16 protein-coding genes and 1 pseudogene are annotated in these 19,121 nt (G+C 35.1%); 3 read left to right on the forward strand and 14 right to left on the reverse strand.

The features are described 5' to 3' along the window. The first annotated feature begins 71 nt into the window (after positions 1-71). Entirely contained in the window at positions 72-1,865 is a 1,794-nt protein-coding gene (locus BKP56_RS00395; protein ID WP_072693173.1) for a S9 family peptidase, read from the forward strand. Between the two features lie 149 nt (positions 1,866-2,014). On the opposite strand, the gene uxuA is transcribed toward BKP56_RS00395, so the two are convergent. From uxuA to BKP56_RS00440, 9 genes are all read right to left on the reverse strand, one after another. After that, positions 2,015-3,049, reverse strand: coding sequence for a mannonate dehydratase (uxuA, locus tag BKP56_RS00400; protein WP_072693174.1), 1,035 nt, complete (start codon positions 3,047-3,049; stop codon positions 2,015-2,017). A 135-nt stretch (positions 3,050-3,184) separates the two neighbouring features. Further along, positions 3,185-4,492 carry a PTS sugar transporter subunit IIC gene (locus BKP56_RS00405; RefSeq protein ID WP_072693176.1) on the reverse strand — a complete coding sequence of 436 codons (1,308 nt, stop codon included), beginning with the start codon at positions 4,490-4,492 and terminating at the stop codon, positions 3,185-3,187. 10 nt (positions 4,493-4,502) lie between these two features. Continuing rightward, the gene (locus BKP56_RS00410) at positions 4,503-5,888 is read right to left on the reverse strand and encodes a glycoside hydrolase family 1 protein (RefSeq protein WP_072693177.1); all 1,386 of its coding nucleotides are present in this window, start codon (positions 5,886-5,888) and stop codon (positions 4,503-4,505) included. Between the two features lie 147 nt (positions 5,889-6,035). After that, positions 6,036-6,725 carry a FadR/GntR family transcriptional regulator gene (locus BKP56_RS00415; RefSeq protein ID WP_072693179.1) on the reverse strand — a complete coding sequence of 230 codons (690 nt, stop codon included), beginning with the start codon at positions 6,723-6,725 and terminating at the stop codon, positions 6,036-6,038. Between the two features lie 155 nt (positions 6,726-6,880). Beyond that, positions 6,881-8,158 carry an ABC transporter permease gene (locus BKP56_RS00420; RefSeq protein ID WP_072693181.1) on the reverse strand — a complete coding sequence of 426 codons (1,278 nt, stop codon included), beginning with the start codon at positions 8,156-8,158 and terminating at the stop codon, positions 6,881-6,883. Further along, positions 8,151-9,050, reverse strand: coding sequence for an ABC transporter ATP-binding protein (locus BKP56_RS00425; RefSeq protein ID WP_072693182.1), 900 nt, complete (start codon positions 9,048-9,050; stop codon positions 8,151-8,153). The genes BKP56_RS00420 and BKP56_RS00425 overlap by 8 nt, the downstream gene beginning before the upstream one ends. Before the next feature lie 173 nt (positions 9,051-9,223). Beyond that, positions 9,224-9,628, reverse strand: a complete 405-nt coding sequence (locus BKP56_RS00430) for a secondary thiamine-phosphate synthase enzyme YjbQ (RefSeq protein WP_072693184.1) — start codon at positions 9,626-9,628, stop codon at positions 9,224-9,226. Between the two features lie 75 nt (positions 9,629-9,703). Continuing rightward, positions 9,704-10,735: a branched-chain amino acid aminotransferase gene (locus BKP56_RS00435; RefSeq protein WP_072693185.1), complete on the reverse strand. Its 1,032-nt coding sequence runs from the start codon at positions 10,733-10,735 to the stop codon at positions 9,704-9,706. A 57-nt stretch (positions 10,736-10,792) separates the two neighbouring features. Beyond that, positions 10,793-11,806 carry a PTS transporter subunit IIC gene (locus BKP56_RS00440; protein WP_072693187.1) on the reverse strand — a complete coding sequence of 338 codons (1,014 nt, stop codon included), beginning with the start codon at positions 11,804-11,806 and terminating at the stop codon, positions 10,793-10,795. A gap of 426 nt (positions 11,807-12,232) precedes the next feature. Between BKP56_RS00440 and proC the strand changes: the two genes are divergently transcribed. Then, positions 12,233-13,024 carry a pyrroline-5-carboxylate reductase gene (proC, locus tag BKP56_RS00445; RefSeq protein WP_072693188.1) on the forward strand — a complete coding sequence of 264 codons (792 nt, stop codon included), beginning with the start codon at positions 12,233-12,235 and terminating at the stop codon, positions 13,022-13,024. A 13-nt stretch (positions 13,025-13,037) separates the two neighbouring features. On the opposite strand, the gene tadA is transcribed toward proC, so the two are convergent. Continuing rightward, the gene (gene tadA, locus BKP56_RS00450; RefSeq protein ID WP_072693198.1) at positions 13,038-13,580 is read right to left on the reverse strand and encodes a tRNA adenosine(34) deaminase TadA; all 543 of its coding nucleotides are present in this window, start codon (positions 13,578-13,580) and stop codon (positions 13,038-13,040) included. Positions 13,581-13,680: 100 nt separating this feature from the next. Here tadA and BKP56_RS00455 point away from each other — a divergent pair, with 100 nt between their 5' ends. Beyond that, positions 13,681-14,544 (forward strand): helix-turn-helix domain-containing protein, encoded by an 864-nt coding sequence (locus BKP56_RS00455; RefSeq protein WP_072693200.1) that lies wholly within the window; start codon positions 13,681-13,683, stop codon positions 14,542-14,544. Positions 14,545-14,604: 60 nt separating this feature from the next. Here BKP56_RS00455 and BKP56_RS00460 read toward each other — a convergent pair whose 3' ends face one another. The 4 genes and pseudogenes from BKP56_RS00460 to BKP56_RS00475 form a co-directional block, all read right to left on the reverse strand. Beyond that, on the reverse strand, positions 14,605-14,943 hold the full coding sequence (locus BKP56_RS00460; RefSeq protein ID WP_072693202.1) for a hypothetical protein: 339 nt from the start codon (positions 14,941-14,943) through the stop codon (positions 14,605-14,607). Positions 14,944-15,030: 87 nt separating this feature from the next. Further along, positions 15,031-15,850, reverse strand: a pseudogene (locus BKP56_RS00465) (manganese catalase family protein). A 139-nt stretch (positions 15,851-15,989) separates the two neighbouring features. Beyond that, positions 15,990-18,479: an ATP-dependent Clp protease ATP-binding subunit gene (locus tag BKP56_RS00470; protein WP_072693204.1), complete on the reverse strand. Its 2,490-nt coding sequence runs from the start codon at positions 18,477-18,479 to the stop codon at positions 15,990-15,992. A gap of 20 nt (positions 18,480-18,499) precedes the next feature. Next, positions 18,500-18,970: a CtsR family transcriptional regulator gene (locus BKP56_RS00475; protein WP_072693206.1), complete on the reverse strand. Its 471-nt coding sequence runs from the start codon at positions 18,968-18,970 to the stop codon at positions 18,500-18,502. Between the last annotated feature and the right edge of the window lie 151 nt (positions 18,971-19,121).

The raw sequence follows: 19,121 nt of genomic DNA on the forward strand, positions 1-19,121 counted from the left end.
GCTTTTCCAAAAATTATGGTAAGCTAGTAACAACAAAAAGAATTTACATAGTTTCTTAAGGAGGAAAGTACATGAATTTTGAAAAAGCACATTTCGAACAATTCTTCCATACCAACCGTATTGGCAGTTTTGCTATTGCAAACGATGAATCAAAATTGATTTATATGTCTGATATAACTGGAGAGCCTAATCTATGGGCAATTGATTTAAAAGAAAGTACAACACCCTATCTATTCGCCAAGTATGATGAATCTGTCTCCTTTATCAAGATCAGTCCAAACTCTGATTACGTTCTAGTGGGATTTGATAGGGATGGAAATGAAAATACTCAAATTTATGCTCTTCCAATATACGGCGGATATCCAACCCCGCTTGTAACAGGTGATGCTTCAGAAAAATTTTATTTTGCAGACCTTTCTGAAGATGGAAATCGTTTATATTATACTACCTCTCTCGCTAATCCTAACTTCTTGAACACACATGTCAGAGATCTTGATACAGGAAAAGATACACTTTTAGAAAAGGGGCAGGAAGCTCCAACTTATCTGACAGCCGTTTCCAGAGATGAAGCCCTCTTTATTTACACAAAATTATATTCTAATACGCATCAAAAAGCCTTTTTAAAAGTTGAAGATGAAATGATTCCTTTACTTCCAGAAGATGCTAAACCACCTTATACGATCAGTGGAACAACTATCACTGAGAGCAATATGATCTACTTTGTAACAGACTATCAAAGTGAACAAGCCTATCTGGTCCGTTATGATCTAGCCTCTCGCCAAAGCGAAACAGTACTTTCATTCAGAGATGAAAGCATTACAGAGGTTTCCTGGCACGAAGAATCCGAAACTTTTATCTTAGCGACTACTGCAGGCGTTACAGATAATCTATATCGCTTTAATCCTGAGACACGTGAAGTAGAAGAACTTGTCTCTCCTGTACATGTATTGCAAGAAATAAAAATTGCTAAAAACGGAACAATCTATTTATCGGGATCTAGTGCAGTAATGCCTGTCAATATATTCCGTTCGGTTGATGGGGTTCATTGGGAATCGCTGACAGAAAATCGTGTCCTCGGAATTGACTCAACTGAAATGGTCGAACCCGAAACCATTAAATTCAATTCTTTTGACGAACTAGAAATTGAAGCATTATTATTTAGAGCAACTGAAGATAATGCGAATGGATATACAATTTTCTGGCCTCATGGTGGTCCACAAGCAGCCGAGAGACAAAATTTCCGTGCTTTATTTCAGGCACTTTTATATAGTGGATATAATATTTTCGCACCTAATTTTAGAGGTAGCACAGGATATGGAAAAACTTTTGCTACGCTGGTAGAACAAGACTGGGGTAATGCTCCAAGGTTAGATAATGTTGCAAGTATCGAATGGTTATTCAAACAAGGTATTGCTTCGAAAGATTCTTTATTCCTAGTAGGCGGCAGTTATGGCGGATATATGAGTCTACTGCTTCACGGTCGTCATCCAGATTATTTCCGTGCTGTTGTGGACTTATTTGGACCTTCTAACTTATTCTCTTTTTATGAATCTGTACCGCCGCATTGGAAACCAATCATGAAACTGTGGTTAGGTGATCCAAATCAAGACAAAGAAAAATTCATCGAAGATTCTCCTATTACGTACTTGGATCAAATGACTAAACCGATGTTAGTTGTACAAGGTGCACAAGATCCGCGAGTTGTAAAAAAAGAATCGGATCAAATCGTTGAAAAGTTAAAAGAAAAGCAGCGTGATATCACTTATCTTGTCCTAGAAAATGAAGGACATGGATTTGCAAAAAAAGAAAATGAAATTGCTGTATATAAAAAAGTAATGGATTTCTTAGAAAAACATCAAAATTAAACATAAAATCTCCCTACTTCTATATTCAAAGTAGGGAGATTTTATATTGTCTATTCCTTACAAACAGTACTCTCAATTCGCACATAATTGTAATCGGGAAGTTTAACTATAAAAAATGAAAACTAATATCAAATTTAACAGTACTTTCTTTAACTTAACGTCTCCCATATTCCATTCAAGTAACTTGCTCCTAATGCGCGATCATATAAACCATATCCTGGTCTACCGGATTCTTTGAAAATCATCCTCCCATGATCCGGTCTTAGATATCCAGTATATTGATGCTTTTTCAATAGCGAAAGAATTCTAACCATATCAATTGAACCATAATTTGAAACATGCGCTGTTTCTTCAAAACTTTTGTCCTTATGCAGTAAAATATTTCTGACATGCATAAAGTGTACTTTTCCTAATGAAAGATATTCGTCAAGCATTTCATACAAGTTATTGTAAGGATTTGCCCCTAAAGATCCAGTACAGAAGGTGATGCCATTTGCTGAACTACTGGATAGTTGAAATAACCTTGCGTAAGATTCTTTGTCTTTAATGATTCTAGGTAATCCAAAAATTGAATAAGGAGGATCATCTGGATGAATCGCCATATTGACTTGTGCTTTTTCTGCAACTGGAATAATCGCTTCAAGGAAATACGTTAGATTTTCCCAGAGTTTTTCTTCATCCACTGTACTATACTGCTTTAAGATGTCTTTTAATTTATCCTTATCATAAGATTCATCCCATCCCGGCAATGAAAGAGATTCATCTAATGGATCTAATTTTTTCAATTCTTCTGTACTCAATGCTAAGGAAGTTGAGCCATCACTGTTGAGATGATGAAGCGTTGTTCTTGTCCAGTCAAAGACAGGCATAAAGTTATAACAAATTGTTTGTATCCCACATTCAGATAAATTCAGTATTGTCTGCTTATAGTTTTCAATCCACTGATCCCTGTTAGAGTTGCCTAATTTAATATCTTCATGTACAGGGACACTTTCAATCACACCAAGATTTAACCCATTGTTTTCGATTTTTTGTTTCATTTCTTTAATTTGTTCAACAGGCCATACTTCTCCCACCGGTATAGAGTATATAGCACTTACAATCCCATTCATATTGGGAATTTGTCTGATATTTTCTAGCGTAACCAGATCATCGTTCCCAAACCATCTAAAACTTAACTTCATTTTATCCTCCTGAATTATTCAATATCTTACTTTCTTATAAACATAATCAGCCACCAAGCCTGCAACTCGATGGCTGAAATTTAGATTTGGTTTAAATGCTATGCTTTTATGTTGCACATCAATTTAAACTTTCTTTCAAACTTCTTCAGCATCTGCTTGTGCTTTCGATACTCGTTCGCTAACTTTAATAAATGGTAGGTACAAGAATACACCGAACACTATAATAATTAATTGGACAATTACTGCACGCCAGTCTCCTGCAGTAGTAAGATAGGCATTCATCAAGGGTGGTGTAGTCCAAGGAACCATGATAACCGATCGATTAATAAATCCTAATGCTGTACAGAAATAAGCAAATATAATTCCTAGTGCAGGTAAAAGGACAAAAGGAATCATCATAGGTAAGTTAAAGACGATTGGATATCCAAAAATAATAGGCTCATTAATGTTGAATACTCCTGGAGCAAAAGAAATACTTGCTACATCTTTTGAAGATTTTAATTTAGCAAACAGAAATATCGCAAGCATCAAAGCTATTGTTGAGCCCGTTCCGCCAATCATTCCAAATGACGAGACGAATGAGTTTGTTATAATATTAGGAGCTTCTTCTCCTCCATTAAATGCAAGCATATTTTCATTCATATTTTGCAGGGTCAATGGGTCTAATATTGCTCCATTTACTACTGTTTGATGAATCCCTATTGTAAACAGAAAATTTGAAAAACTATAGATAATTACTGTTCCAATCAAGCTCGTATTAATAGCTCTCAACGGTTCCTGAATCAGTGTAGTGATCAGGTCTATAAGGTTAGTATCAAATATAGTAAGTAATATAGCTGATATGATTCCAAATAAGCTTAATGTAATCATGGTAGGCAGCATAACTGTAAAAGACTTACTAACTGCAGGTGGAACACCCTCTCCAAGATTGATCTGTAATCTTTTCACTCCTGAGATTCTTACGAATATCTCTGTTGCCAGCAACCCAATAATAATTCCAGAAAACATTCCACTTGTACCAAGATTTCCGTAAGTCAGTCCTCCTGATACGAGCATGGATTCTCCACTTTCAACTGCTGTCATAGGGATTGAAATCGGCATCATAATGATCAGTGATCCTATAGAGATAGCTGCAGCTGCCAGCGGATTTTTGAACCCTTTATTCTTGGACAAGCTATACCCGATCATTGGTGCAACGAGTAAACTGGCTAAGTTTAAAGTCCCGTTTGTAATCACGTTCCCCCAAACTTTCAGTTTTTCTAACGTGTCACCAGTAAAGAGCCAGGGAAATACCACATTATTAATGAGTACCGCTAATCCTGCTAAGATAAAAAATGGAATAATAACGGCAAAAGCATCACGCAATGAGCGTAGATGTACTTGATTGCCTAGTTTTACAGCAAACATGGTAAAACGATCAGTAAATGAATTCTTGTTTTTCATTTTGATTCTCCTATTCTATATCTTCGCCATTTGTTTCAATAACTTTTTTCAACCACCAGTAGCTTTTTTTAGGTACTCGTTTCATGTCTTTCAAGTCATGATTGTCCCGATTCACATAAACAACACCATATCTTTTTCTCATATCTCCCTGTGAACTCAAAATATCAATCAGTCCCCAACCGAGATAACCAATGACTTCTACCCCATCTTCAAACATAGCATCTTTCATTGCCTGCAAGTGTGCTCGATGATAATCAATACGGTACTGGTCATTAATCTCATTTTCACCATCCCATTCTTCTTTTACTCCAATTCCATTCTCTATAGGGAATATTGGCAACTGATATCTCTGGTATAATTTATTGAAAACATCTCTAAATCCAAGGGGGTCTATCTGCCAATCCCATTCCGTACTTTCTAGATAAGGATTTTTCTGTTTTCCTTCTTTCATTATATAATTGATAGGGGTCTCCTCACTGACTAAGTTAGAATTGATCGTAGAACTGGCATAATAACTGAAAGAAAGAAAATCACTTTTCAAATTTGCCAACTCTTTTAATTCTTCTTCAGTAGCTTTCATGTCAATTTGATGATTCTTGACGTAAGTAAGCACTTCATTACTGTAGCGACCATGCACAAAGGCATCCAGTAAGTTATAATTAATGAACTCATCCCATTTACGCGCTAATAAAATATCTCTAGGCGCACATGTTGCAGGATAACTTTCCGAATAGGCTAGCATTCCACCGATCTTACACTCTGTATTTTCGTGAATATAATTTGCTACTTTTACATGTCCCATCATAACGTTATGACTAATCTGGTACAGTTCATCAAGCGTTTGTTCACCCTTTAAGTATCCACTGATTCTGAAAGCCTCAGGTACATGAAATAAGTTTTGTTCATTAAAAGTAATCCAGTACTTCACTCTATCTCCAAACCGCTTGACCATTTCAATACCGAAATCAACAAACGCTTTCATTACATGCATACTTAAAAAACCATTATATTTTCTGGCAAGATTTAATGGCATATCAAAGTGATACAGACAAATCATTGGCTCAATCCCTCTGTCAATCAGAGCATCAATCAGTTTACTGTAATACTCAATACCTTCTTCATTAAATGCCCCATCACCATCAGGATTAACACGACTCCATGATATTTGAAAACGGTAACAATTCATCCCAAGTTTTTTTAAATGATCAAAGTCTATATCGTAGTTATTATAGTTATCATTAGCAACTTTCCAGTCAGACGAAAATTCAGTAGCCTCTCTTATATCATAGACAGACAGTCCTTTTCCGCCTTCATTCCATCCTCCTTCAGTTTGCATGCTTGATACTGAATTTCCCCATAAGAAAGCTTCCGGTAATCTTTTTGATACTTTATCCAACTATTACTCCTCCTACAATTTTTTTGAGAATCATATAAAAATCCTACGTATTTTACTGATCCACCTCTGAATCATAAAATACGTAGGATGATTTGTCAAATAAAATCCGTTTTATTGTTTTTAAGGTAGAAAAACGGATGATTCATCCTACCTATTAGCGTCTGTATCATTTTCAAGAGAAACACGATTATTGCTCATATGGATCAACATTGCTTGTTGAGCACCTAAGCTATCTCTATTTTTTATAAAATTTACGATTTCTCTGTGTGATTCTATTGTTTCAAGTTTTTTCTTTTCACTAGTAAAATTATCATTATATAGATGAATAGATTCATTAATGATTGGAAGTAAATGGTACAATGCAGTATTCCCAGATGCCTTAGCAATTTGGGTATGCAGCTGCTGATCCAGCTTTAAATGCTCTGTTCCTTCGTTTAGTATCTCTTCTTCAATTTGGACTCTTAATTGGTCTATGGATGCGATTTCTTCTTCCGTAGCATTCTGAGCAGCTAAGGACGCAATATAAGGCTCTAAAATAAAGCGAATATCAAATAAGTCCTTGGTCATTTTGATTTTGTTTTCTAACAACGAAAAACCAAACGGATCATCCATTAGTCCTTTTTTTGCACTAATGAAAGTTCCTGATCCTTGTTTGACTTCAAGAATATTCCTTGATTTCAACATTTTCGTGGCTTCTCGAATAGTATTTCGACTAACTTTCAACTGTTCTGCCAAGGTAAATTCGTTTGGTAACCTTTCTCCTATTTGCAGATTTTGTTCTTTAATATAGTTCAAAATTTTTTGGGTTGTAATTTCTACTAATGTTTTATTTTCCATTTATCTATACCTCTACTTTTGTTTTGTAGTCATTTTCATTATACCTTTCTACAATTAAAAGTAACATGTATTCCAGGATTTTTCTTTGGATTTCCGTTTCTAATATGAAAAAGCTTCCAATGAATTTAATCATTGAAAGCTCCATTTATATTATACTATGAATTTATTTTTTTGGCCTTGCGGTTACTTTTCAGTAGTCCCCATGAGCGTTTTAATGACTTGATAACTCCGCCATCTGAATAAATCAATACATTCGCACGATAAAAAACAAATGACAGGTAAGTTAATATTGCTGTAAAACCTACTGTACCAATAATGGATATCCATATTCCTAGTTGTCCTACTGTCTCTGAAGCAATCCTAAACGGCATTACAAAAGGTGTAAATAAAGGAATATAAGAAAATACCACAGGCACAATATTTTCTGGAGATGCAAAAGCAAATATTCCTACGTATAGTCCAATAATAGCTAACGTTACAATTGGTGTTATCGATTTATTTACATCTTCAATTTTAGTAACAAGTGATCCGAAGAAGGCAGCAAATACTACGTACATCAATACTCCTGTTATAAAGAATATGCTTGTATATCCTAATAATTCCTTAGCAATCGTTGCTAAATCAATACCTTGCGTCAATCCTTGGATAGTTGCTGAATCTTTTACAAAGAAATATGTTACAAATCCTATAATGCCATATACTACTAACTGAGTTAGTAATATAAGCATTACACCTGCTAATTTCCCAAAGAAGTGAACGGTAGCAGAAGCACTGGATAAGATAATTTCCATAATTCTTGTTCCTTTTTCGCTCGCAACTTCACTTGCAATGATAGAAGCATAAAACAAAATAAACATGTAAACTGCAAAACTGACTATATAAGCTCCTATCTCCTTAACCGTCGTATCATTATTTTCTTCTTGAGTTAAATTGCCATCTTCAATACTCACAATCGATTCTTCAATGACTACTGGTTCAGACAATGACATGACTTGTTCTTGAGATAAATCCAGCTCATTTGCTCTCAGCAAAGTTTGATAATTAGATAACTGTTCGTTTAAGATCGGAATAATATTAGTTAATGAATCAGTATGCACAATTGCTGAATCAATGGTATTTCCAGTTTCGCTGATTGTTAGATAGCCATCTATCTCTTCATCCAATAAAGCTTCTTCTGCAGCTTCTTGAGTCGTGATATCTTCTTGCACTTCATACGGTCCATCTTCTATAGTAAAAACATCTTGTATAGCTGGATCCTCAGAAATAACAGCTATTGCAGATGGCTCAGCATTTTTTTCGTCTTGCGCAATAAAGTAACTGATTCCATAAAAAATCCCAATTGCCAGAAGCGGTGCTAGTAACATGATAATAAAGCTCGTTGACTTTACGTTCTTTTTATAAACTTCTTTAGTAATGACCCAAAACTTATTCATTCTTCTCACCTACCATTCGTTTGAAAATTTCTTCTAAAGTTGGTGGTTGCTGGCTGAAGGTTGGAATATATCCATCTGCCGTAGCTGCATCAAAAATCGCTTTTCCATTTTCTGCAGCACTTAGCTGAATAACAGAAATACCATCTCTATTGACTGTGGCTGATTGTACACCTGGGAACTGCTTCAACTCTTCAAGCGATAATGATGATTCTAAAAATAATTTAGTTCGACCAAATTTTTCTCTAATTTCTTTCACTGTTCCATTTAATATCTGATTTCCATCTCGGAGCATAATCAGACTATCGCAGAGTTCTTCAACATTATTCATATTATGACTTGAGAAAATAATGCTGGCACCATTTGCTTGCGCTTCTCTAATTCCTGATTCTAGAAGTTCCGCATTTACAGGATCTAACCCACTAAACGGTTCATCTAATATAATCAGTTCTGGTTGATGAATCAAAGTTGTAATCAATTGAACTTTCTGTTGATTTCCTTTTGAAAGAGTTTTGACTTTGTCTCCTCTTTTACCTTTTACGTCGAATTTCTCTAACCAGTCATCAATTAATGGCTTAATTTCTTTTTTTGATTTGCCTCTTAATTGGGCAAAATATAAGATCTGGTCTTCAATAGAAACTTTTGGATAAAGGCCTCTTTCTTCTGGTAAATATCCAATCTGATTAAACACTTTATTTGTCAGTTTTTTTCCTTTCCAGAGAACTTCTCCCTGGTCAGGTGTGAGTAAATCTAATATCATACGGAAGGTCGTTGTTTTACCAGCACCATTTTGACCAATCAGACCCATTATTTCGCCTTTATTAATCTTAAAGGTGATTCCATCCACTGCCGTAACATCTCCGAAATTTTTTTGGAGACTCTTTGCTTCAAGCATCTTTTTCTTCCTCTCTTCTTTATTCTATGTAATCAAGAGACCCCCTTGGGTAAGTCTCTAATCTCTATTCGTATTGTATTATTGTTTAGATTGATTTGCATCCGCCTTTAGGATGAAATTTCTATTTTTACTCTTTATTGGTTATATATTTACTAATATATTGTAAGTTTCATTTATCCTTCAATTATTTTAATGTATACTGTTCGCTTTCTTGGACCATCAAATTCACAGAAATAAATACTTTGCCAAGTACCTAGTATGATTTTACCATTAGAGATAATCACTGTCTCGCTTGCTCCAAAAACAGAAGATTTCATATGTCCATCGGAATTGCCTTCCATATGAACAAAATAATCATGATTAGGAAATGTATCATTCAATGACGCCGATAAATCTTTTTTTACATCTGGATCTGCATTTTCATTAATAGTAATACCCGCAGTTGTATGCGGACAATATATAATCATTAGTCCTTCTCTGATTCCACTTTCCTCTAACGCTTTATATAGATATTCATCTATATTAATCAGCTCTTGTTTTTGTTTTGTGTTAACTTCATACTTAAATAGATTTGACATATACTTATTTCCTTTCTGTTATTTTGTCACTTCACAAAAAAGACTTGATTCGTTTGAATCAAGTCTTTTTTGTTCTTAAACTTTCACGATCCATCCTTCAGGTGCTTCAACATCTCCTGTCTGGATTCCAACTAATTCATTATACAAACGTTTTGTTACAGGTCCTACTTCTGTTTCAGAATAAAAGACATGAAAATCATCTTTAATTTGTAGCCCTCCAATCGGAGCTATTACTGCTGCTGTTCCACAAGCACCCGCTTCTTTAAACTGATTAATTTGATCAATGTAGACATCTCCCTCAGAGACTTTAAGGTTCAAGCGATTTTCAGCTAACCAAAGTAATGAGTATTTCGTGATACTTGGCAAAATAGAAGAGGATTTAGGCGTGATAAACAAATCGTCTTTGGTGATTCCAAAAAAATTGGCTGCGCCGACTTCTTCTATTTTAGTATGTGTTTCTGGATCAAGATAAACGGCATCACTGAAGCTACGTTCTTTAGCCTCTTTTCCGGGAAGTAAGCTGCCTGCATAGTTACCTCCTACTTTAGCAGCCCCTGTTCCTTTAGGTGCAGCACGGTCATAATCGGTCACTAGGAAGTTTGATGGTTTCAGTCCACCTTTAAAATATGGTCCCACGGGCATCACAAATGCTGAGAAAATATATTCATCTGCTGGCTTCACTCCAATATTATCTCCAATACCAATGATAAAAGGACGGATGTATAAAGTACTTCCAGTTCCATAAGGCGGTACCCATTCTTCATTTGCTTTAACGACTTTTTTAATTGCTTCCACAAATTTTTCTTCAGGAAATACCGGCATCAGAAGTCTTTCACAACTCAACTTCATTCTTTTAGCATTTTCATATGGGCGGAATAGTTGAATCGAACCATCTGCTGTACGATAAGCTTTCATTCCTTCAAAACATTGTTGACCATAATGTAATGCAGTTGATCCTTCTGAAATATGAAGCTGGTTATCTTCTGTTAATGTTCCTTCATCCCATGAGCCATCTTTGTAGTAGGAAATAAATCGATAATCCGTTTTAATATATGAAAATCCTAAATCTTTCCAGTCAATGTTTTCCGGTCTTAAATCAGTTGTCATAAAAAAACAATCCCCTATTCTATAAAATCTTTCAATATTTAAGTATTGAATACTAATTTAACTTACTTTCAGAGCCATATCTCCTACTTTTATTGCTTTTGAAGCATAAAGCAATTTATTTATCCCAAGCGTTATTAAGATTGGAAGAACAGCCCCACATAACAAGTATACACCAAAAGCCTGCAGACCTGAATTGTTGATTACCCAAAGTGGCGCTACACCAGCGGCAAAACCAACTCCACCCATTTCAGGAATTGTCTGAAACCCGAACAGTACGGTGGCGATCGGCCCACAGACAGCAGAGGCTATAGTGGGTCCAATTAGAATTTTTGGATTTTTTATAATGTTCGGTAACTGAACTTTTGGTGTACAAAGCCCCTGAGCAATATATCCACCTAAGTTATTTTCTTTCAATGATACGATTGAAAATACAAAGTATTGAGCTGTTGTTCCAATCAGCATAGCTCCACTTGCCATTGGACTCAATGCCAGTGCAATGGATAATGCTGCGGAAGACAACGGAGACATTAGAAATAATCCAAATAGAACTGCCATCACAGAAGATCCTATAATTGGACTACCTTCCACAGCGCTGGAGACAAACTCACTGACTGAAAGTAATATCGGTGTAATGATTTGAGATAAGCCCACTCCTGCCAAACCACCTCCTAACAGAGATAACGTTGGAATAGACATCATATCCAGTGGTGAAGTTCCAGTCAGTTTTTTACCAATCCAAGTTGCAATAACCCCAGCAACCAGTGCCCCAATCGGATCTCCTCCAACAATCATAAATCCTGCTTCAGAAATTTTTATAGCACCGCCTCCAATTGTAGAGGATGCCATAGCGGCAAAGAGTGTCAGCGTATTAGCTTGCATATTGTAGGCAATACCTGCTCCTAAAGCGGGGGCTAGTAAAACGCGAGTTATACTTCCTATTGTAACTAATATGGGTAAACTAAACATATCTCCTAATGTGCCAAATAAAAATCCAATACCAATCGTTACAAAAATTGCATTAGCTACTCCTGATGATACTTTCAATACATTACTTTTAATATATCCTTTCATCTTACTATCCCCTCTTTCTAATTATGTTCAAAATTCTAATATAAAAAAACCAGCCTCTTTTATCAGAGGCTGGTAAATTATGTAACGTATCCCGAGCCCTTTTTAAAATGCTAAAATAGGACTCTATCTTTTATAAAGAATAGAATCCAAGCTACGGAATGAGTAATAATAAGATTTTAGATGAATCATACAAATTTTGTTTTGATATATTGGTTATTGTTTGACTTTCGTATAGAAAATTCATATGTATTCATCTCCTTATCTTCTTTTATATTATTATGATAACTTTATATGTTTATATCAGATAAGTCAACTGTTTTAATTAAATAAATTTCATTTAAAACTAGTTATTCTTTTATGCCCATTCGAGCTCAGGGCTTTCATATGATATACTTTAATCAAAACTTTAGGAAGAAGGGAAAACTATTGAAAATAGGATTCATTGGATTTGGAAATATGGCCCAAGCTATTGCGACTGGATTAATTGAAAATAATGTAACTGATTTAACAGATTTAATATTTTCTAATCGTACCGAATCAAAAAGAAAAGTATTAGAAACTCAATTCAATATTAAAAGCACCCCGCATAATCAAGATGTATGGAACCAATCTGATCTAATCATTTTAGCAGTCAAACCTTACCAAGTTGAAGAAGTTCTCACTAAAATAGATAAAGTTCATAGCCCATACGTAATCTCTGTAGTTGCTGGTGTGACAAATCAGCAGCTAGCAGCCTATTTGCCTGAATCTAGCTTCATTCGGACTATGCCGAACTTGAATGCTCAAGTTGGTGAAGGAATTACAGCAATCATTGAAAATTCAACTGCTAAAAATGAATTATTAGAACAAGCTAAAAAAATATTTGAATCTATCGGTACAGTAGTGGAATTGCCTGAATCACAAATCGGTCCGTTCATAGCTATTGCCGGGAGTTCTCCTGCATTAGTATTCATGTTTATCGATACATTAGCCCGTTCAGCTGTAAAATATGGAATTACCAAGGATAAAGCTACCGAAATCGCGGCTCAAGCTGTTTTGGGAAGTGCAAAGACTGTTCTCAATTCCAGCCAGTCTCCATGGAACTTAATTGATCAAGTATCTTCTCCAGCAGGTATCACTGTAGACGGTATATTATCGTTACTACAAAATGATTTTTCTGCATCAATTATACAATCTGTAGATGCTATGGTAGAAAAAAATGATCAACTTTCTAAGTAAAAAAAGGACTCTCCTAGTCGGGAGAGTCCTTTGCCTTATCTGATTTTTCTGGAAAAATTTCTGATTTCAACTTCAATCTCTGCTTTTCTATTTTTTTGTTTTGGCGCAGTTCTTTAAAAAACGTTGTCAGCAATTCTCGACATTTTTCTTCTAAAATTCCTCGTTCTACATAAGCTTGATGATTCATTCGCTCATCCCCTAAAAGATTCATTAATGTACCCGCTGTTCCACCTTTTATATCAGCTGGTCCATAATAAACTTCACCAATTCGTGAAAGCAAAATTGCGCCACTACACATTGCACATGGTTCTAATGTTACAAATAACTGACAATTTTCCAGTCTCCAATTATTTAAAAAATGATTAGCTTCTTGAATTGCAATCATTTCTGCATGCGTAGTAGCGTTACGAGAAGTTTCCCTTAGATTATGTCCTCTGCCAATAATTTCTCCTTTATGAATAACAACTGCTCCTATCGGAACTTCTCCTTTTTTTTCAGCTTTCCTAGCTTCTTTAATGGCCTCTTTCATCCATTTTTCTTTTTCTTTTAAATCCATATCATAGCTCCCATATCTTTTCTTTATTATACCTTAGTTTATTATTCTCTAAAACAGTGTTAAAATAACTTTAATCATGAACCGATATGGAGGATTAAAATTGGAATTTACAGATTTAAAAACAGTCTATCCTGAAGCTTATTTGTCAGATAACCCTTTTTCTGAAAATGATTTATTATCATTGCCCTATAAAAATAAATGGATTCATGTACCTACTTCTTCTCTGACGGAAAGTGAAATAGATCTGCTGACGATGTTATATCAGAAACAAGAATCAATAATCTCAGCATCTGATTCCTCTCAATGGCATGATTATCTAATTGGCAAAAAAAAAGCTGTACCTAAAAGCTCTAGATCAGTCAGAATGATTCAATTGAAGTTAAATAATAAAGATCAACAATTCGATCCAAGTCTCTGGTCCGAATCAGCCAAAACGTTATTTGAACCAACCATTGATAGTTTTTTTTTATCAGATGATCTCTATATTATCATACAACCACAGTCAAAATATTATTTGGATAAAAATGAAATTCAAGGAATCCTGCAAACATTAGAAATCGATTTTTCTTTGAAATCATTCTGCTATATTGGTCAATACTGGGAACCCTCCAAAAAATTGAGAACTTTACTTCAAGAAGAACTGGAATTATTTTCTCAAGAACTTCCACACTTAAATGGTCGTATCGGTTCTTTAACGGATATTTCTTTACATTTTTTTACCAAAGATGCGCTTATGGACAGTACGGTAGTTCAACAATTAAGATATAAATTTGATACATTAGAAAACTGGAAAGAGCTGATTCGAGCTCTATGGGAAAACCAGGGAAATGTTAGTATGGCTGCTAAATCTTTATTCATTCACAGAAATACACTTCAATACAGAATTGAAAGATTTTATGAAGCTACAGGATTATCTTTGAAACAAATTAATGATCTTACTCTTTGTTTTTTATTAACCTTATAAATTTAAGTAAAAAACCCATGAACTCAGTTTAAATAAACTGCTTCCATGGGTTTTTATTAATTATTTAATTGCTTTTTTTGCATCTTTGATTTTATCACTGAAAAAATTTTTAAAATCAGCTGAAACATCTGATAAATTACTTTCAATTTCTTTAAATTTGTCTACTGTTCCAAGTAAACTATTTACTTCATCATCTGATAATTTGTCTACAACTTTAGAAGTCTTTTTACTGCCGTGCATCTTGTTTTTGAAAAAATGTTTTGCTTTCTGGCGGTTAACTGCTGTTTTTGTTTTCTCTTTAGTATCACCTGTAGAAAAAATAACAGCCAATAAACCTACTGCTACAGCAAGTCCTACACCTAAAAGAATTCCTTTATTTTGATTATCCATATTTTTCATAAAATGTCATCCTTTCTTAATCTATTAAGTTTAGGATAACAGAAATTGTGTTATTTAACTAAAGATATGCACTACATCTATTTATTTCTAGTCCATTGAAGAGGTATTATAAACATCTTTTGTTACTGGTTTTAATACAGGTTTTTCACCCATAACTTCAGGTTTATCTTTATATATAAACTCTTTACCATCTTTAGCTGTTTTACCATCTACAACTTTTTTACTATCGTTGCCTTCAGAGAAATTGTACAATACATGAGATACATCATTTACTTCGTATTTTTCAGGTACTTGTCCTGGAACTACAACCCCTTCTTTTTCTTCTAACTCTTTGATTGCTTCAATCCATTGAAGTTGGTGCTGCGTATCACGTGCTAATAAGAAACCTAGCATGTCTCGGATACCTTTATCTTCTGTCATTTCATATAATCGAGCTACTTGAAGTCTGCCCTGTGATTCAGCAGTCACATTCATCCGCATATCAGCAAGTATATTTCCGCTTGATACAATGTAGTTAGATGTCCATGGATTGCCATTAGAATCTCTTGGTGCTGCACCTAATCCTGATACAATCGCGTGTTGAGGGTTCATTCCTCCCATCACAGCAGCCAGTGCCGGATCAGAGTCTACAGCTTTTTCCTGTGTTTTAAGGGGTGCACCTTCCAGTAGCTGTGAAATCATAGTCGCAATCATTTCAACATGTCCAATTTCTTCTGTTGCTGTATCTAATAACAAGTCTTTATATTTCTCGTTTCCACGAGCATTCCAGCCTTGAAATAAATACATATTCATAACAGACATTTCTCCCCATTGTCCTCCGAGAATCTCTTGCAGTCTTCGAGCCATTATCGGATCAGATCGATCTGGTTTTTGCATGGTACTGTAATTCTTTACTGTGCATAACCATATTGTCAACATCTCCTTTAATTTTTTTTATTACAATTTGAACTTTAGCACGTTAATTACGTATAATCAAAACATAAGACTCGTTACAAAAAAGGAACGGACGCATATCAGCGTCCGTTCCTTTTTAGAAATTTTCTGTATTAATTTTTTACAGTTATTTCCTTTTCATTATTAGTTCTATTTCTTACCTTTAAGGTTATTTCACCTTTTGATGCACCAATTGTCACTTTATCTCCGATAATAACATTTCCAGCAAGTAATTCTTCACTCAATTTATCTTCGATTTTTGTTTGAATAGCTCTTCGCAAAGGTCTTGCACCATATTCGGGATCAAACCCTGCTTTTGCAATCACATCCATGGCTGAAGATGTAATTTTCAAACCAATACCTAATTCATCCATACGTGTAACAATACTTTGGGTTAACAATTTCACGATTTCACGAAGTTCTTCTTTTTTAAGTGATTCAAATACGATTGTATCATCTACTCGATTTAGAAATTCAGGGCGGAAAGCATTTTTAAGTTCTTCACGAATCCTTTTTTCCATAGCCTTATGATCAAATCGTTTATCAACTGCTCCGAATCCTACTGATTTTTCGTCTCTTAAAGCTGTTGCACCTAGATTAGAGGTCATAATCACAATAGTATTCTTAAAATCTACCTGTCTACCTTTTCCATCTGTCAGTAAACCATCATCAAGTACCTGCAATAAAATATTAAAAACATCAGGATGCGCTTTTTCTACTTCATCAAGTAAAATTACAGAATAAGGTTTTTGGCGGATTTTTTCTGTTAATTGACCACCTTCATCGTATCCAACATACCCAGGAGGAGAACCTACTAGTCTACTTGTACTATATTTCTCCATGTATTCAGACATATCTACTCTAATCAAAGATTCTTCACTACCAAACATCGCTTCAGCCAGTGCTTTTGCAAGTTCAGTTTTCCCTACACCGGTTGGTCCTAAGAACATAAATGATCCAATCGGTCTCTTCGGATCTTTCAATCCACTTCGTGCACGTCGAATAGCTTTGGAAACTGCTACAACAGCTTCCTCTTGACCTACTACACGTTCATGCAATACTTTCTCTAAATTCAATAAACGGTCAGTTTCTTTTTGTTCCATTTGTTGTACAGGAATACCTGTCCATTGAGACACTACTTCAGCAATATCTTTAGCTGTTACTTCTAAGGCAACTTCTTCTGAGACATCTTCATTTTCAATCATTTTTTCAATCCGCTTACGTTGTTTCATTTCTTTTTCGCGGATTTGAGCAGCTCTTTCAAAGTTCTGTTCTTGGATGGCCTCTTCTTTCATACGGGATAAATCACTTAATTTTTCAGTTGCTTTAGACATTGTAGTTGGCTGATCACTGGCATCGATTCTAACTTTAGATGCAGATTCATCCATTAAGTCGATTGCTTTATCAGGCAACTGTCTAGAAGTAATATATCTTGTGGAAAAGTGTACAGCAGAATGAATCGCGTCATCTGTAATTTTAACGCCGTGATGTTCTTCATAACGCTCTCTTAGGCCAAGCAATATAGCTTCTGCCTCAATTTCTGAAGGTGGATTTACTTGAACAGAGGCAAATCGACGCTCTAATGCTGCATCTTTTTCAATATGTTTCTGATACTCATCTAAAGTTGTAGCACCAATTGTTTGCAATTCGCCCCTTGCAAGTGCAGGTTTAAGAATATTGGAAGCATCTATTGCTCCTTCAGCTCCCCCCGCTCCGATCAAAGTATGCAGTTCATCAATGAAGAGGATAACTTCTCCATCTTCATAAATTTCATCAATGATCTTTTTCATTCGCTCTTCAAATTCACCGCGATACTTCGTTCCAGCTACTAAAGATCCCATATCCAGTGTCATCAATCGTTTGTTTTTCAGTGCAGGAGGTACTTCACCCGCTACAATTTTCTGAGCCAATCCTTCGGCAATCGCAGTTTTTCCTACACCTGGATCTCCAACTAAAACAGGATTATTTTTCGTACGTCTACTTAAGATTTGAATGATTCTTCTAACTTCTTTATTACGTCCAACAATAGGATCTAAGCGATCTTCACTTGCTGCTTGTGTCAAATTCCTTGCTAATGAATCCAAGGTCGGTGTTCCTTCTACTGATTTCGGACTTCTAGCTTGTCTACGTCCTTTAAAGCCGCCTCTAGCTTTGTTTTCTTGAACACCAAGTTTCTTAAGAATTAATTGTCGTGTTTTAGAAAGACTGATATCCAAATTACTCATAATCTTAGAAGAAAGGATATCTTCATCTCTTAAAAGACCTAATAATAAGTGCTCTGTTCCAACTAAACTTCTTTGCATTCTCTTAGCTTCATCTGTTGCATATTTAATAACTTGTCGTGCCCTAGGAGAATATGGAAGTACAGCACTTGCTGGCAATTTTTCGCCTGGTCCATAGCTTGTAAAGTGTTCAATTTCCTCTCTGACTTCTTCTTCTGACAAAGATAATTGACGTAATGATTTTCCAGCGATACCTTCAGTTTCCATCACTAACCCTAACAGCAAGTGTTCAGTTCCTACAGTACGATGGCGGAATCCCTTTGCTTCTTCTTGTGCTATTAATAAAGCTTTTTTTGCTTTGTCTGTAAATAGTTCATTCATTTAATTTATCCGCCCTTCTATTATCTCGGCTCTTCATATTTTAAATTAGCAATCATACTTTTCAGCATATTCGCTCTAATTTGATTGTCTATAATTCTTTCTCCAGTGTACATTGTTTTGTCAACTGCTACTAACATTAACTTGGCTTCTCTTTTAGATATAATATCATTTTCATACAGTCTTTGTACAACTGATTGCGCATCTCTTTCTGAAATACTCTTCCCAATAATTTCAATCATCGTATCCAGAACATCGGAATCATCCAATAATTGTACTTTTATAATCCGAATATACCCTCCACCACCGCGTTTACTTTCAACGAGATAGCCTTGCTGGATAGTAAATCGAGTATTAATCACATAATTGATTTGAGAAGGGACGCAATCGAATAGTTCGGCAATTTCACTACGTCTGATTTCAACTTTCTCTTGTTGATTCAAAACTTTTTTCAAATAGGATTCAATTATATCTGACATGTTTTGATTTTCCATGTTGAACCATTATTAAGATAAATATTTAATGAATGCACCTATAGTAACGTCTTTTACTATCACATTCAAGTCTTTATCTTAATACCCTCCTTTTCGTTTTCATTTTGAATTTCACCAGTTTTTCTTTGACTAACTTTGACTAACTTTGACT

The sequence above is a fragment of the Marinilactibacillus sp. 15R genome (genome assembly GCF_001895285.1).
GTDB lineage: Bacteria > Bacillota > Bacilli > Lactobacillales > Carnobacteriaceae_A > Marinilactibacillus > Marinilactibacillus piezotolerans.

Bases quoted from the DNA above. Each gene is read 5' to 3' on its own strand.
- BKP56_RS00405 (WP_072693176.1), bottom strand. From the start codon at position 4,492: ATGAAAAACAAGAATTCATTTACTGATCGTTTTACCATGTTTGCTGTA.
- BKP56_RS00435 (WP_072693185.1), bottom strand. From the start codon at position 10,735: ATGACAACTGATTTAAGACCGGAAAACATTGACTGGAAAGATTTAGGA.
- BKP56_RS00395 (WP_072693173.1), top strand. From the start codon at position 72: ATGAATTTTGAAAAAGCACATTTCGAACAATTCTTCCATACCAACCGT.
- tadA (WP_072693198.1), bottom strand. From the start codon at position 13,580: ATGGATTTAAAAGAAAAAGAAAAATGGATGAAAGAGGCCATTAAAGAA.
- BKP56_RS00460 (WP_072693202.1), bottom strand. From the start codon at position 14,943: ATGAAAAATATGGATAATCAAAATAAAGGAATTCTTTTAGGTGTAGGA.
- BKP56_RS00430 (WP_072693184.1), bottom strand. From the start codon at position 9,628: ATGTCAAATCTATTTAAGTATGAAGTTAACACAAAACAAAAACAAGAG.
- BKP56_RS00440 (WP_072693187.1), bottom strand. From the start codon at position 11,806: ATGAAAGGATATATTAAAAGTAATGTATTGAAAGTATCATCAGGAGTA.
- BKP56_RS00415 (WP_072693179.1), bottom strand. From the start codon at position 6,725: ATGGAAAATAAAACATTAGTAGAAATTACAACCCAAAAAATTTTGAAC.
- BKP56_RS00420 (WP_072693181.1), bottom strand. From the start codon at position 8,158: ATGAATAAGTTTTGGGTCATTACTAAAGAAGTTTATAAAAAGAACGTA.
- BKP56_RS00475 (WP_072693206.1), bottom strand. From the start codon at position 18,970: ATGGAAAATCAAAACATGTCAGATATAATTGAATCCTATTTGAAAAAA.
- BKP56_RS00425 (WP_072693182.1), bottom strand. From the start codon at position 9,050: ATGCTTGAAGCAAAGAGTCTCCAAAAAAATTTCGGAGATGTTACGGCA.
- BKP56_RS00470 (WP_072693204.1), bottom strand. From the start codon at position 18,479: ATGAATGAACTATTTACAGACAAAGCAAAAAAAGCTTTATTAATAGCA.
- uxuA (WP_072693174.1), bottom strand. From the start codon at position 3,049: ATGAAGTTAAGTTTTAGATGGTTTGGGAACGATGATCTGGTTACGCTA.